Origin of the sequence: Chitinophaga sp. Ak27, from assembly GCF_012726295.1 — a bacterium.
In the GTDB taxonomy this organism is placed as follows: Bacteria; Bacteroidota; Bacteroidia; order Chitinophagales; family Chitinophagaceae; genus Chitinophaga.
Genome location: NZ_JABAOB010000006.1, coordinates 208,998 through 224,670, shown reverse-complemented (window position 1 = coordinate 224,670; position 15,673 = coordinate 208,998). Strand labels below are relative to the sequence as shown.

Here is a 15,673-nt window from a genome sequence, read left to right as displayed (position 1 = left end):
GAGCATGCAAACCTACACAATTTTAGATTCGGGAAGCAGGATTTCGGGATTCCCGCTATTGATCCGACTTATTGGTAATATAAAATACCTGGTGGGTAGTTACGTTGGCGGTGTTGCCCAGGGAAGACAGCCACACCGTTACCTCGTAAGTCTTCAATGGCTTCAAATGACGCAGGTTGATGGTAAATTGCGGCGTTTTAGTGTCCGGCACCGGATCCTGTGACAAAGGAATGCTACCGGTTTCTGTAGCCACGCTCAACATCACCTTTATGCCGGCATCCGGCATTTTGGAAGTGACATTTACTTTCAGGGCATAACTGCTGTCCATCGCCATATTATACTTGCCCAGTTGTATGTCTGGGAGGGTAAACGCCAGTGTTTCCTCCTGTACATTGGGAGCAGGATTATCACTCTTCTTCTTTTTACAGGAGACGAAAGTCAGCACAACAAAAGCTAATAATACAGGGAAACAGTTTTTCAATAGCATATTTCAAGTATATATGGGACTCTGAAATTAGTTTTTTTTTACATGCAAATCAAATTTTACTTCGTACATCCATAGCATCGCGTAAACCGTTCCCCAACAGATTGAAAGCCAGTACCAGTAACATGATAGCAATGCCTGGCGCCAGGGCCAGCAAGGGATTATGGGTAATAATAAAGTTATAGTTTTCCTTTATCATCAATCCCCAGGAAGGTTGCGGAGGCTGTACGCCCACGCCCAGGAAGCTAAGTCCCGCTTCTACCACGATCGCCGTTGCAAAGTTACCTGCTGCTACTACCATCACCGGCCCAAGGATATTAGGTAATATGTGTTTTACAATGATCCGGACATGGCTATATCCCAGCGCCCTTGCGGCTTCTACATACTCCAGCTCCCGGATAGCCAGCACCTGTCCGCGGATAATGCGGGCCACGCCCACCCACATCGTTAGCCCCACCGCAATGAATACCTGCCAGAAGCCCTTGCCCAACGCCAGGGTAAGTGCAAACACCAACAGCAACGTAGGCATCGACCATACTACATTTACCAGCCACATCACCACATCATCGGTACGGCCCTTAAAATAACCGGCTACAGCGCCCAGTAACACGCCTATGCTCAGGGAAATAACCACGGCAATACATCCTACTCCCAGGCTCACCCGGGTACCCACCAACAGCCGGCTTAAAATATCCCGGCCAAACTTATCCGTACCCAGCCAATAAGTAGCGGTAAAAATCCGCGTCTTCCGGACTTCCTGCTGCAACTCCGCCAACGACGCCGTAGCAACAGGTTTGCCGTATAGTACAGTAGTAAGCGGATATACTTCTTCCCTGCCGGTAGATTCATCTACATAACGTTGTATAACAATCGCGCTGTCTTTAAATTGCCAGGAACGCAGCGGAATCCAGGTCATATCCGGTTCCTGCCCGTATAAAAGCCGCTCCCATAAAGGTACTGCGGCCACCGGCCTATCTTTCTTCACGGCCAGCATGGTAATCCGGAATCCTGGGTGTTGCCCCTCTATTTCCAGGATCATTCTATTGGCATCCGGCGTGTTGTCCGGCGCCAAAGCATAAGCCAGCACACTGATGAGCACCGACAGGGCAATTACCAGCAAACCGGCCACTGCCCCCTTATTACGGTATAATCGTTTCCAGGAAGATTGCATACTTGATAAAAGACGATGTATTTAGTTAACCGTGCGGCCTTTCCACTGATAGCTGCCAAACTTACCCAGCCAGCCGGCAACAACAATATAAGGAATATGAAACACCTGACCGGGAATAAACCATAGTAACAATTCCGTTTTGTTGAAAAATTTTGCTACGGGTAACAGGAAATACAGCTCGAGCGTTATTTTAAACAATAACACGATCAGGAACCAGGGCCACCATACCGGGAAAAATAAGACCATCACTCCCATAATCAACAGGCCCAGGTTAAACAGGTATACCAGCAACAATACCCAGGTAAGTCGTTTGTCTTCGTATTTATCGGCTTTGGACGACCAACGGATACGTTGATTCATAAAATCCTTCAACGTATCTACAGCGAGGGTGCGTACAATGGCATCTTCATTTTTCAGGTATCTTACGCTATCGGGATAAGCACTGTATATCTTGTACATCAGCAACATATCATCACCGGAAGCAATGTTGTCAATTCCGGCGAAACCGCCCACTTCATGAAATGTTTTCCTCTCATAGGCCAGGTTAGCCCCATTACACATAGTACCAGAGGCTAATTGCGCGGCAGCTCCGGTAATGCCTTGCATGGTCATAAAATCGAGCGATTGCAAGCGTTTAAAGAAATTATGCTCTTTGTAGAAGCTAACCGGTGCCGCTATAAATTTGGGGAGATGATGTTCATAGAATTGTACCATCGTTTCAATCCAGCGCGGTCCCATCACACAATCAGCATCCGTGGTAACAATAAGATCTCCACTGGCTTTGGCGATGGCGATTTCAATAGCTTTCTTTTTATAGGAATTCAATCGCTGTTCTTCATCCAGGTATTGTCTCAGTTCCAGCAAGTGAATATTATCTGCCGGGAAATGCCGGATAATATCGGCAGTATTATCTGTAGAAAAATCATCGATAATAATCACCTCCAGTAAAGTGGTTGGATAAGTTTGGCGCCGGAGCGCTTCCAGCAAAGCCGGTAGGTTAGCGGCTTCATTCCGGGCGGGAATAATAACCGTTACGGCAGTATGGCCGGCCCCTTGCCCTACAGTGGAAAATTTCTTCAACCGCTTCCAACCCAGGCTATACCACAGCATTAGTACACCATAGCCAAGCGACAGCACAATCAATATAATTACAAAAAACTGCATCCAGGTTAAAGATTTTCATTGATGATAAGGCCCAGCTGCGCGGATATCAGCTGATGCCCTTTGTCTAATACCAATATTTTAGAGGGAAATGAACCATCCGCAAAGCGGGTACCCAATACAGGAGGAATAACGCGATCATATTTTCCGAAGATCAACAGCGTTAAAACGTTATATTGAGATAATAATTGTTTACACTTCTTTTTGTCCGGCATCATATGCCGTAAGTTGGTCCATACATTGTATACCAATGCTCTTTTCGATTGTTCATTCATCCGGTGCAATGCAAACTTATATACACTCTGATTCAGCAGACCCAATTTACGCCAGGTATACAGCAGCATAAAGAATAAACGGGGATGGTAGGTATTATATTTGAATATCCGGTTGCCTACACCGGTTTGTGTAACAAACATATGCCATGGATTGTTTCGCAAACCGTCTGCAGCAGCTAATACCAGGTAATCTATCCTGGCCGCCATCTTTTCTACCAGGCAAAGTGATAGCCGGCCACCCATACTATATCCTATCAGGGAAAACCTGTCTTTTCCCTGTTGTTGCAATACCATAAGCACAATGGCTACCAGGTCTTCCTTTTCGAAAGCTCTCTCTTCGCGCCACACCGTGCTGCCGTGCAGTGGCATGTCCAGCGCTACGATAGTAAAACGCTGTCCCAGCGTAGCTGTGAGCGGCTGAAAGTGTGCGGCGCTTTCCCCAAAGCCATGTAAGCATATCAATAACGCTCCTCCCGTACCCTCACAGGTACCGTGAAACTGGCTTTTCAAATATGAGAGATAAAAATCAGACATAAAAGGGGGACAATGATAGTGAATAAAGCGCAAAGGAGAAAGTTAGCCACTGATTGACTTTCTGCCAGTTTATTTTTTGTTAAAAATAAACCAATGCAGGTTTCAGTAGGCGAATTGGTTTAAATTCAGTGAAAAAACAGCATCAGCGTGTTTAGCTAAACCAGATCAAAACCCACGCAGCTTTATGCTTTTTTCAGTAAATTACAGAACTACCAAAAATTCAGTAACATGGACGCAACAGTTGAAAATAAGACTGCGCTGAAAGGCGCAGAATTCCTGGTAAAGGAAAGCGCTCCGGAGGATGTTTTTACCCCGGAAGACTTTTCAGAAGAACAGCTGATGATCAAAGACATGGCAGACCAGTTCATCAGCAAGGAGGTAACCCCGATTGTAGAACGCCTGGATAAACAGGAAGAAGGTTTGATGCAATCGCTGCTGGAAAAAGCGGGTGAACAAGGCTTGCTGGGAGCTTCCTTCCCGGAAGAATATGGCGGACTGGGTAAAGATTTTGTAACCGCTACGATCATCAACGAAGGACTCGGCGCCGGACACTCCTTTTCTGTTGCCATGGCTGCACATACAGGTATTGGTTCCTTACCGATCCTCTATTTTGGTACCAACGAACAAAAAGAAAAATATATTCCCAAGCTGGCCACTGGTGAAATGAAGGGAGCTTATGCCCTTACGGAGCCAGATTCCGGCTCCGATGCCCTTGGTGCTAAAACTACCGCCAAGCTCACAGAAGACGGCAAATTCTATGTACTGAATGGCCAGAAAAGCTGGATCACCAACTCCGGTTTTGCAGACGTGTTTACAGTATTTGCCAAAATTGATGGCGACAAATTCACTGCATTTATTGTTGAAAAAGGCACACCCGGATTTACCCTGGGCGCTGAAGAACATAAAATGGGGATCAAGGGTTCTTCTACCCGCCAGATCTATTTCCAGGATGCCAAAGTACCGGCAGAAAATGTGCTGGGTGTAATAGGTAAAGGTCACCTGATTGCCTTCAACATCCTCAACATTGGCCGTCTGAAGCTATGCGCCGCTGCGCTGGGCGCCGCCAAAAAATGTATCAATACTTCCGTACAATACGCAAATACCCGCACCCAGTTTAAACAACCGATCGCCAACTTCGGCGCTATCAAGCATAAACTCGCGGAAATGGCTATACGTACCTGGACTTCCGAATCGGCCCTGTTTCGCACTGCTCAACTGATAGACGAGAAAGAAAAAGAACTGCTGGCCGCCGGCAAACCTTTTAATGAAGCGCTGCTGGGCGCCGCTGAAGAATACGCAGTAGAATGCGCCATCCTCAAGGTAAACGGTTCCGAAGTGCTGGACTTCGTAGTGGATGAAGGCGTACAAATTCACGGTGGCAACGGCTTTAGCGATGAATATATCATCTCAAAAGCTTACCGCGATTCCCGTATCAACCGCATTTTTGAAGGTACTAATGAAATCAACCGGCTGCTTACACTCGACATGACCCTGAAACGTGCCATGAAGGGGAAGCTTGACCTGATGACACCAGCCATGAATGTGATGAAAGAGCTGATGAGTATACCTGATTTTGGGAGCGATGATGAAACGGCCTTCAGCAAGGAAAAGAAGATGATCTCCAATTTCAAGAAAGCCATCCTCATGGCTGCCGGCGCCGCTGCGCAGAAACTGATGATGAAACTGGAAAATGAACAGGAAATCCTCATGGACATTGCTGATATGGCCATCGAAACGTTTGTGGCAGAAAGCGCCTTACTCCGCTTAATTAAACTCACCGGCAGCAAAGGCGAAGCCGCCGCTTCTTTCCAGACTGATATTGTTCGCACCTTCATTTACGATGCAGCAGACCGTATCAACAAATCCGGTAAGGATGCTATCAACGCCTTCGCCGAAGGCGACGAACAACGCATGATGCTGTTAGGTCTCAAACGCTTTACCAAAGCGGAACCATTTAACGCAAAAGATGCCCGCAGAAGAATTGCGGATAAACTGATTGCCGACAATAAATACAGCTTCTAATAACATATAAAGCTTTTAGCTGTTAGCAACCCTGGCAGCTAAAAGCTTTTCTCCTATTCCCCTCTCCTGCTTATCTTTACACTCTTTCATAGATATTGATGACAGGTTATTATGCTATCGTTGAAGTTTTTTCCTCCAATTTTTATTGCACTTTGTATCCCCTTCTTAGCCAGCAGCCAGGCTACTCTGCGTCTTAGCCAGCCGTCAAGGGATCAGAATAATGTGAACACGGCAAAACAATTTATCGCCGGCCGCACCTGCGTGGGTTGTACCGTCACTATCAATAATGATTCAGTACACGTATACTCCACCGGTACCTTTGCCGCCAAATATGAACTATCTACCGGGCGTAACAGTTTTTCCGTTACCACTACAGCCCCTAACGGTGAAACCTATACTAAAAATGTAGTGTTCTATTACAGCACGCCACCAGCACCCGTTGCTACCAGCATTTTTCGTATAGACTATATAGATATATCTCCTTCTGGTAACCTGGACCTAATGGAGGGCGATACCCTGCGGATAAAAATGAAGGGATACCCCGGCGAAACAGCCAGCTGGTTTAATGACAGCCCGCTCAGGGAAATGCCAACCTCGCAAACCGGCGGTGTGGCGGGTTACTACACCGGCACCTATATCATACAACCCGGTGACTCGCTACTGAACGGAAAAATAATGGTGCACCTGCGTAAACGCAATGGCGAAACAGCGGTACTGGCCAGTCCCAACCACTACCGCGTTATGCGCAATGAGCTGCCCTTCACCGGCCGCACCATCGATAACATGACCTACCTCACTTCCAGTCCGCATGGCGATCGCCTGGGACCCGATAAAATTGGCTATCTCGATAAAGACGTATTGCTGCATATTGTAGGCAGGCAGGGCGATTATAACAAAGTAAGGCTGTCTTCCAAACAAACGGCCTTTATCCCCGAGCCCCTGGTAGATACTGAAATTCCCCAGGAACAGCTCTCCGTGAGCATTGCAGACGATGCCAAAATATGGGGAGACGATAAATATGATTATGTTTCCGTGGCCTTGTCTGACAAACTACCCTATACCACCACCCAGCTCGTGTCTTCCAAAAAAATTATTGTAGACATACATGGCGCTTATGCCGAAAAAGGATTAAGCACGCTGTTGCAGAACACGAAAGAAATTACTTCCGTTGCCTGGGGCCAGCCTTCCCACGATGTGTGCCGTATGGTTATATCCCTGCAACATGCACCCTGGGGATACCAGATATACTATGAAAATAATCGTATAACAGTAAAGGTTAAACGTGTACCGGCCAACCTCTCATTGAAAAACCTGGTGATTGGGTTAGATCCCGGCCATGGCGGAAGTAATCCCGGCGCTACCGGGCTAACCGGCGCGGTAGAAAAGCAAATGACCCTGGTAATTGCGCTACAGCTCAAAAATCTGCTGGAAAGAGAAGGCGCCACAGTGATCATGTCGCGCACTACTGAAAAGTTTGTGGCCAATGAAGACCGGCTGTCTTTTTTCCGCCGGGCTAATCCTGACCTGCTATTGAGCATTCATTTCAACTCTTCTGTAAACCCTGTGGATGTGTATGGTACGGCTACTTACTACAAACAGCCTTTCTGTGAGCCACTCAATGCGGCTATCCATGAGCGTTTGCTACAAACTGGCCTAAATGATTTCGGGAATAACGACAACTTTAATTTCATCCTCAATAATCCTACAGAGTTCCCCGATGCGCTGATTGAAACGTTATTTATCAGCAACCCGGGCGATGAGGAAAAGATATTACAACCGGCATTTCAGCAATTCATTGTTACCAAAATTGTGGATGGGGTAAAGGATTATCTGAAAGAAGCAGCGGTTAGCCGGTAAGGCCACTGCTGCATAAAAGCTATAATCCATTTAAGTGTGCAGTAAGTCGGTTGAGAGCCGCTGCCACGATGAAAATTTGTTCCTGGGCTTCTGTCCACCGCCGCTGTTCAATCGCTTCTCTTACACCTGGAATTGTTTTTACTCCATACCCTGTATAAAAGCCGGGAGCATACAAAGTATGTTTATACCAGCTGCGGGCAGGCAATCCTTTGCCGTATAAGAGCTGTTGTTCCGCCTGGTACAACGCTTTGTCATAGGCGGGGCCTATATGACTTTTCCGGGAAGACAGGGCTTGCGTGGTGGTATCGAGCGCTACGAGCGCATTTTGCAGGACTGAAAAATTAAGGTAGGGAACTTCTGCTTTAGGCGATGGTGGCAATAGATGTTTGGCGGTATCTGTTACCAGCTGGTATTTCTGCTCTTCGATTAACTGGTTTTCGATGGACGTTGTTTCGCGCATACTGGTTGCCAGTTCTGTAAGCTCATTCACATATCCGTTCACTGTTTCATACAGCCGTCGAAAATCGAAAGGCAGGTTAACGGCGTCGGCCACACGCAAAACAGTATGGCCGGCAGCTTCGGAGAGAGCGACGCCATATTGAAAGCCGGGATCTTTAAACCGGCGGTAATCGTCGTAAGAATCGTAGATAGAATGGTATTCGCCGCCGGCATCCTCTCCTCCAAAGCCATAATCCAGGGAAGGAATGCCCAGGTGTTGCAGGAAGGAAGAATAGTCAGACCCCGATCCCATAGCGCCGATGGCCAGGCTCTTTTTTGCCAGCCGTTCTTTTTTCAGTTTGGCAGTCGGTGCTTTCAATGCGTCTGCTGCCTGCTTGCGGGCCAGTATGCTCGCATTGGTTTGAGGGTCGGTGATATCACGGGCTACATCGTTGACCAGCGTTTCCAGTGCATGGGAGCCGCTGGCGTTGAAAAAGCCCCTTCCATTGTTGTCGGTGTTAAGGTATAACACTGCTTTTTCCTGTAATTCGGCCGCATGGTCTTCCACCCATTCAGTGGAGCCCAGCAGCCCTGGCTCTTCGCCATCCCATGCACAATACACCAGTGTGCGCCGGGGCGTATATCCCTCGCGATGCAGCGCTCCTATTGCCCTGGCTTCTTCCAGCAGGGCGGCCAGCCCGCTGACGGGATCCGCCGCGCCATTTACCCAGGCATCGTGGTGGTTGCCACGGATTACCCACTGGTCGGGCAATTCACTACCTTTTAATTTGGCGATTACATTATGGCAAGGGCGTATTTGCCAGTCGAATTGCAGCTTCAGGTGTACGAGGGCTTTTCCGTTGCCGATATGATAGGTAAACGGTAATGCACCCCGCCATTCCTCTGGAGCTACAGGGCCTTCGAGGGATTTGAGCAGCGGTGCAGCATCGTGATAACTGATGGGTAATACTGGTATTTTAAGCAGATTAGGGGCCTGGAGCCTGTCCAACCGCTGTGCGTTGGCAGTAGCGCCAATATTGGGGGTCAGCGGGTCGCCGGGATAAATAACGATATCCATCACCGAGCCTCTTTGTACGCCGTATTCATTTTTAAAGGCTCCTTTCGGGTAAACATCTCCCGCATAATACCCATCATCTTTAGGGTCGGAGTAAATAATACAGCCAATGGCCCCATGTTCCTGTGCTACCTTAGGTTTGCTGCCTCGCCAGGAGCGGCCATATTTGGCGATCACTATTTTACCCTTTACGCTGATACCGGCACGCTCCAGGTATTCATAATCATCCGGAAGACCATAATTCACAAATACCAACGGCCCCTCCACGTCGCCATCGGCGCTCCAGGCGTTGTAGGTGGGTAACTGGCCGGCCTGCCCGGAGGTGGCGTCTTCTTTCAGCGCCGGTTCTTTCAGCAGGGCTTTATAGCTGGTGGGACTCTTCAGTTCCAATACCCGCTCTTTGGGCGTGGGAAACAGTACCTGGTAGGTAACTATTTCTGCATCCCAACCGTAGCTTTTAAAGCGTTGCAGGATATCTTCCGCTACAGCTTTTCCCCTAGCGGAACCAATATGGTGTGGTTGGGAGGACAGCGATTGAATCGTTTCACCTATGTGGGAGCTGTTCAGCTGTTTATCGAAACGTTGTTCCAGCTGGCGTTGCTGGTTGCCCCCAGCGGAGCTTTGGTCCTGGCCCCGGGTAATCCCGGGCCAACAGAAAGCCAGGGCCAGCAGGCAGATATAATGATTGGTCATAAGCAATATGGCGCTTGTTGATAAAAAGGGTTTATTAGCTGAATATACGAATAGTCTATAATATCTATGGACTAATTTAACGGAATATATTCCCCAGCATAACTTTTGGTTATGATCCATAAATACAGGTTATAGGCGAAATAGTCTACTCAGTCAGTAGATTAATCTATATTTGTAAATCCTTTCATAGCTTTATTGTGTGAAAAGATCTTGATAATATCATAAACAGCAGTTATATGGCGAATGCGATTCAGGAGTTTAACGACTACCGCGCTAAAATGAATGAGGTAATATTGGGCAAACAGAATAAAGTGATCAACCGCCTTTTTAACCTGGACACCAATACTTATGCAGAGGGAGCACTGAGTACCAAAACAAAGGAGATGCTGGGATTGGTGGCATCTATGGTACTCCGTTGTGATGATTGCATCAAATATCACCTCGGAAAAGCACATGAGCAAGGTGTTACCACAGACGAGATGTATGAAATCTTTGCAGTAGCCAACATTGTCGGTGGCACTATTGTAATTCCCCATACCCGCCGGGCGGCAGAATATTGGGAGGAATTACAGGCCCAGTGACCTTAATTTACAGGTATCTATCGTAACTTTACAGACTCAATAATACATATAAATCAAACTAATGTCAACAGCAACTATAGCTCCGCAGGCAGCCCTCACGGCAAAAGACTTTGCAACGGACCAGGAAGTACGCTGGTGCCCTGGCTGCGGCGACTACTCTATACTTAAACAGGTACAAACGATTATGCCTACGCTGGGTGTTCCCCGCGAAAATATTGTAATTGTTTCTGGTATCGGATGCTCCTCGCGTTTTCCGTATTACATGAATACTTATGGTATGCACTCGATCCATGGCCGTGCTACCGCCATCGCTTCCGGTTTGAAAGCTACCCGCCCGGAACTGAGCGTATGGATTGTAACCGGTGATGGCGATGGCCTTTCTATTGGCGGTAACCATACCATTCACCTGCTGCGCCGCAACTTTGATGTAAACGTAATGCTGTTCAACAACCAGATTTATGGCTTAACAAAAGGACAGTACTCTCCTACTTCTGAAGAAAATAAAGTGACCAAATCTACCCCCATGGGTAGTATCGACCATCCGTTTAATCCCCTGGCCCTGGCCCTGGGTGCAGATGCCACTTTTATTGCCCGCAGTATGGACCGCGATCCGAAGCACTTACAGGAAATGCTGAAACGCAGCCATGCGCATAAAGGCGCCTCCTTCCTGGAAATCTACCAGAACTGTAACATCTTCAACGACGGTGCTTTCGAAGCCTTCACTGAAAAAAGCACCAAGGCAGATGAAACTATCTTTGTAGAACAAGGTAAACCACTGGTATTTGGAGCTGCCAAAAATAAAGGCATCCGCCTCGACGGTCTGAAACCGGTAGTCGTAGAGCTGGGTACCGATTTCTCTGAAAGCGATCTGTGGATACACGATGAAAATGATTTCTATAAGGCGCAGCTGCTCACTCGCATGTTCGATGATACCCGTATCGAAGGACACTTACCGCGGCCGTTTGGTATATTCTACCAGGCTTTCCGTCCTACTTATGAAGACATCATGCAGTTCCAGCTGACCGACGCCGTAGCGAAGAAAGGCCCTGGCGACCTGGATAAGATGCTGGCTGGCAATGAAACCTGGACGATTAAAGCATAATAGCCTTACCTTATAAACTAGAAAGCCTTCCGTGCAATACGGAAGGCTTTCTAGTTTATAAAAAAATTAATGCCCTAAGTTCCCTACATTAAACAGCACCTCATACAACAATACCACCCCAAAGATGATCATACTTACGCCGGCAATGCGGTTCAGCCATTCGACATTGGTGAGGGTAAGCTTATGACGGATTTTATCGGAAACAAATACTTTAAGGATATCCGCCGATAACACCAGGCTTAAACATACAGCGTACATCACGAGCCGGTGGCCTACGCTAGTGGCGCTGTTGGCAACACATACCCCCAGCCAGAAAATAATCACTCCCGGGTTCAGGGTGTTCATCAGAAAACCTGCGAGCCATATTTTGAGATAATCGTGGGTCCGGAACATCTCTGGTTTTTCATCGCCGGTGCTGATTTTCACCTTCTTGAACAATAGTCCGTAGATACCCATGCCTATCAGTAAAAAACCGCCACAGGTACCTATCGTTCTTTTATATTCTTCCAGACCGGTAATAAAAGAAGCGGCGAGGTTGCCGGTCAATACAAACATGATATCGCTGAAAGACACGCCCAGCGCAAAGCTGATACCTGCCTTAAAGCCATTATTAATACTGTATTTTATAATCGCGAAAATTACCGGGCCTACCGATAAAGAAAGAAATAATCCCAGTCCCAGTCCCGCTACAATTGATGCTATCATGCTTATAATTTCCGAATCACAGGTGCTACTTAGTTCTTAACGGTTTTACCAACCAGGAATTTCTCCCAGTCTTTTAGTTTCTCACCTTTCATTACGCGTGGAAACTTATTCATGGCGCCTTCCTTACCCTTACAACGGAGGTAATCGATGAATACATCATTCGGCAATATTTCTACAAATACTTCTTTCAGGGCGGCAGAACGTTCTACGGCATAATCGTCATTCACTTCGCTGAGCGTTTGATCGATGATTTCCCGAACTTTTCCCGCATCTACCCCGGGAGTATCCGTACCTATATACCAGCGATGTGCAAACAGGTTCTCATAAGGGAAACCAGCTACAGTAAACTCCCTGATGGTGATACCCATTTTCTTCTGAACATTGTCTATTGCCTTGTTCATGTTGTCAATACTCATGTGCTCCCCGCAAAGGCTGAGGAACTGCTTGGTACGGCCTACAATCACAATTTCATGTTCTTTCACGGAAGTAAACTTCACCACATCTCCAATCAGGTAGCGCCAGGCGCCGGCGCAGGTCGACAGCATTACCGCGTATTCCACATCTTCCACCACTTCGTTGACCATGTATGATTTAGGATTGGGTTTCACCTCTCCTTCCCCATCAAAATTTTCCTCATTAAAAGGAATGAATTCGAAGAAGATACCAGCATTCAGCACCAGTTTAATGCCCCGGGTACCGGGACGAGCCTGGAACCCGAAAGATCCCTCCGACGCCATATACGTTTCAATGAACGCAATGGGTTTTCCGAGCAGTTTCTGAAAACTATCACGGTAAGGTTCGAAAGATACCCCTCCATGGATATATACAGCCAGGTTAGGCCATATTTCATGGATATTCTTTACGCCATGGTATTTAATGATTTCTTCCAGTACGATCTGCACCCAGGCAGGTACGCCGCAAACGGTACCTACATCCCACTCCCGGGCCTTGCGTACGATCAGTTTAATACGTTGTTCCCAGTTGGGTTTACGTGATATTTTGCCTCCGGGCTTATAGAACCGTCGGAACCATTTCGGGATATTTTTGGCCTGGATGCCGCTCATATCCCCCTCGTAATAGTCGCCCTTCTCGAATAGCGAAGTAGTTCCCCCCAGCATCAGGATCCCTTTCTCAAAGGACCGGGGCGGTATATTGAAGTTAGCCATGGAATACAGCTGCTTAACCCCTACTTTCTTCACGGTTTTCAGCATGGCCTTGGTAACCGGTATATGCTTGCTCGCCGATTCTGAGGTACCTGAACTCAGGGCGAAATATTTAATTTTCTCGGGCCAGCTTACGTTAGCTTCACCTTCCAGGCAACGATACCACCATTCCTTATGCATTTTGGAATAGTTATGTACAGGTATCTTTTCACGGTATTGTCCTATAAAATTGGGACTGTCCAGAATATCCTGAAACTGGTAGTGGCGACCAAACTCTGTCTCCTTAGCCTTCTCCAGCAAACGATGCAGCACCTGCAACTGGTATTGGCGAGGTGTTCCTAATTTAAACGTGAACTTCTTCCTGATGCGTAGTGACCTGGAAATAAGATTACCTATGATGGCCATTAACTTTCCCTCTCTTTAAAATGAACTACAAAAATAAGTGGAATATTGAATATTACGGGTCTGATAATTTAGAATTACAGTTTATGTATTATCAATAAGTTGTCTATACATACAAAATATAACAAAGATGTAGGCTATAATTCGCAATTCATAATTCGTAATTCGTAATTACCTTTGCGGCATGTTAAAAACTACTTTACTCAAAGCTACTGAAGCCAGCGGAAAAATACTGCAACAATATTTCGACGGTCCTTTCGAGGTGAGCAGTAAAAGTACCGTGAATGACCTCGTAACAGAGGTGGATAAAAAATCTGAAACAGCCATCATCGCTACAATCAGGGAAAGTTATCCAGATCATTTTATCTTGAGTGAAGAAGTTGGGGAGATAAAGACTAGCTCGGCCATTAAATGGATCATTGATCCTATCGACGGAACTGTCAACTATGCCAATGGCATCCCGATTTGTTGCGTATCTATAGGTGTGGAACAGGACGGGGAAATGATACTGGGCGCAGTGTATAACCCCTTCATGAACGAATTGTTTGTCGCAGAAAAAGGAAAAGGCGCCACCCTGAACAATAAACCTATTTATGTTTCCACCAAAAGCGAGGTGGCAAAGTCGTGCCTGGTGACCGGTTTTCCCTATAAATGGGAAGAAAGCACCAATAACCCCGCGGTGGTTTTTGAACGTATCATTAAACAAGGGATCCCGGTACGCCGTTTGGGCTCCGCAGCCATAGACCTTTGCTGGGTAGCCTGTGGCAGGTTTGACGGGTTTTACGAACATCACCTGCAAGCCTGGGACGCCGCTGCAGGCTTCCTGATCGTGGAAGAAGCAGGCGGAAAAGTAACCGACTACTCCGGTAACCGGTACTCTCCTTATCAAAAAGAATTACTGGCCACCAATGGCCATATCCATAGTGCATTACAAGATCTTGTTAACGGAAAATAATGGAACAGGAAAGAACTGAAATACAGGACCTGGGCGAGTTTGGCTTAATAGACTACCTCACCAGGAACATAGAAATACAAAATGCCAGCACCGTATTAGGTGTAGGCGATGATGCCGCCGTAATTGATCATTTCGGCAAACAAACCGTGATCAGCACGGATATGCTGGTAGAAGGCATTCACTTCGACCTGATGTATACCCCACTGAAACACCTGGGCTATAAATCGGTAGTGGTAAACCTGTCGGACATTTACGCCATGAATGCCACCCCTACCCAGATCACCATTAGCATTGCCTTCTCTAACCGTTTTTCCCTGGAAGCGCTCAACGAATTCTATGAAGGCGTATACGCCGCCTGCGAAAAATACGGAGTAGACCTGGTAGGGGGCGACACGAGTAACTCCCAGAAAGGGTTTATTATCAGCGTAACGGCTATCGGAGAAGTGACGCCCGACCAGTTTGTAAAAAGATCTACCGCACAAAAAGGCGACTTATTGTGCGTAACCGGCGATCTCGGAGCCGCCTACCTGGGCCTTACTCTCCTCGAAAGAGAGAAAAAGATTTACCTCGAAAGCCCCGACGTAAAGCCCGACCTGGAAGGCCAGACTTATATTATAGGCCGGCAACTGAAGCCGGAAGCCCGTAAAGATATTATTGAGTTCCTTCAGCAGGAAGAAATTATACCTACTGCCATGATGGATGTAAGCGATGGGCTCAGCTCTGAAATACTCCATATTGCCAAACAAAGCAACCTGGGAGTAGTGCTCTATGAAGAAAAAATTCCCATTGCCCAGGAAAGCAAGGAAATAGCCATGAAGTTTGGCCTCGATCCCACTGCCTGCGCATTGAGCGGCGGAGAAGACTATGAACTGCTGTTCACCATGAAACAACAGGATTACGATAAAATTGTACTTAACGAGCAAATCAGCGTGATAGGCTATATGGCCGATATCTCAGAAGGTGCGCATATCCTCACCAAAGGCGGTAACAAATTCAAGTTGGTAGCCCAGGGTTGGAATGCTTTCAAACAGTAAGTTTACATCAGTACCATAAAC

General features: G+C 47.0%; 13 protein-coding genes. 6 read left to right on the top strand and 7 right to left on the bottom strand.

Annotated elements, in window-relative coordinates; translation table 11 throughout:
* Positions 1–55: 55 nt before the first annotated feature.
* From HGH90_RS20625 to HGH90_RS20610, 4 genes are read right to left on the bottom strand one after another with little or no spacing between them, the layout of a single operon-like run.
* Positions 56–487: a hypothetical protein gene (locus tag HGH90_RS20625; RefSeq protein WP_168765218.1), complete on the bottom strand. Its 432-nt coding sequence runs from the start codon at positions 485–487 to the stop codon at positions 56–58.
* Between the two features lie 49 nt (positions 488–536).
* Positions 537–1,655 carry an ABC transporter permease gene (locus HGH90_RS20620; RefSeq protein ID WP_168765217.1) on the bottom strand — a complete coding sequence of 373 codons (1,119 nt, stop codon included), beginning with the start codon at positions 1,653–1,655 and terminating at the stop codon, positions 537–539.
* A 21-nt stretch (positions 1,656–1,676) separates the two neighbouring features.
* Positions 1,677–2,819, bottom strand: a complete 1,143-nt coding sequence (locus HGH90_RS20615) for a glycosyltransferase (RefSeq protein WP_168765216.1) — start codon at positions 2,817–2,819, stop codon at positions 1,677–1,679.
* Positions 2,820–2,824: 5 nt separating this feature from the next.
* The gene (locus HGH90_RS20610; RefSeq protein ID WP_168765215.1) at positions 2,825–3,601 is read right to left on the bottom strand and encodes an alpha/beta hydrolase; all 777 of its coding nucleotides are present in this window, start codon (positions 3,599–3,601) and stop codon (positions 2,825–2,827) included.
* A gap of 252 nt (positions 3,602–3,853) precedes the next feature.
* Here HGH90_RS20610 and HGH90_RS20605 point away from each other — a divergent pair, with 252 nt between their 5' ends.
* Entirely contained in the window at positions 3,854–5,647 is a 1,794-nt protein-coding gene (locus tag HGH90_RS20605) for an acyl-CoA dehydrogenase family protein (protein WP_169191805.1), read from the top strand.
* Positions 5,648–5,767: 120 nt separating this feature from the next.
* Entirely contained in the window at positions 5,768–7,504 is a 1,737-nt protein-coding gene (locus HGH90_RS20600; RefSeq protein WP_169191804.1) for an N-acetylmuramoyl-L-alanine amidase, read from the top strand.
* Between the two features lie 19 nt (positions 7,505–7,523).
* Here the strand turns inward: HGH90_RS20600 and HGH90_RS20595 are convergent, their stop codons facing one another.
* The gene (locus HGH90_RS20595) at positions 7,524–9,710 is read right to left on the bottom strand and encodes a transferrin receptor-like dimerization domain-containing protein (RefSeq protein ID WP_169191803.1); all 2,187 of its coding nucleotides are present in this window, start codon (positions 9,708–9,710) and stop codon (positions 7,524–7,526) included.
* 236 nt (positions 9,711–9,946) lie between these two features.
* On the opposite strand from HGH90_RS20595, the gene HGH90_RS20590 reads away from it, so the two are divergent.
* Complete coding sequence (locus HGH90_RS20590; protein ID WP_145661188.1) at positions 9,947–10,291, top strand: carboxymuconolactone decarboxylase family protein; 345 nt, start codon at positions 9,947–9,949, stop codon at positions 10,289–10,291.
* A 61-nt stretch (positions 10,292–10,352) separates the two neighbouring features.
* Positions 10,353–11,393 (top strand): 2-oxoacid:ferredoxin oxidoreductase subunit beta, encoded by a 1,041-nt coding sequence (locus tag HGH90_RS20585; RefSeq protein WP_169191802.1) that lies wholly within the window; start codon positions 10,353–10,355, stop codon positions 11,391–11,393.
* 66 nt (positions 11,394–11,459) lie between these two features.
* Here the strand turns inward: HGH90_RS20585 and HGH90_RS20580 are convergent, their stop codons facing one another.
* Both HGH90_RS20580 and HGH90_RS20575 read right to left on the bottom strand, forming a co-directional pair.
* Positions 11,460–12,098 (bottom strand): LysE family translocator, encoded by a 639-nt coding sequence (locus HGH90_RS20580; protein WP_145661194.1) that lies wholly within the window; start codon positions 12,096–12,098, stop codon positions 11,460–11,462.
* A 29-nt stretch (positions 12,099–12,127) separates the two neighbouring features.
* Positions 12,128–13,666: a GH3 auxin-responsive promoter family protein gene (locus HGH90_RS20575; RefSeq protein ID WP_168765210.1), complete on the bottom strand. Its 1,539-nt coding sequence runs from the start codon at positions 13,664–13,666 to the stop codon at positions 12,128–12,130.
* Between the two features lie 181 nt (positions 13,667–13,847).
* Here HGH90_RS20575 and HGH90_RS20570 point away from each other — a divergent pair, with 181 nt between their 5' ends.
* Together HGH90_RS20570 and thiL are read left to right on the top strand one after the other, a co-directional pair.
* Entirely contained in the window at positions 13,848–14,618 is a 771-nt protein-coding gene (locus tag HGH90_RS20570) for an inositol monophosphatase family protein (RefSeq protein WP_168765209.1), read from the top strand.
* Entirely contained in the window at positions 14,618–15,652 is a 1,035-nt protein-coding gene (thiL, locus tag HGH90_RS20565) for a thiamine-phosphate kinase (protein WP_168765208.1), read from the top strand. The genes HGH90_RS20570 and thiL overlap by 1 nt, the downstream gene beginning before the upstream one ends.
* The last annotated feature ends 21 nt before the right edge of the window (positions 15,653–15,673 follow it).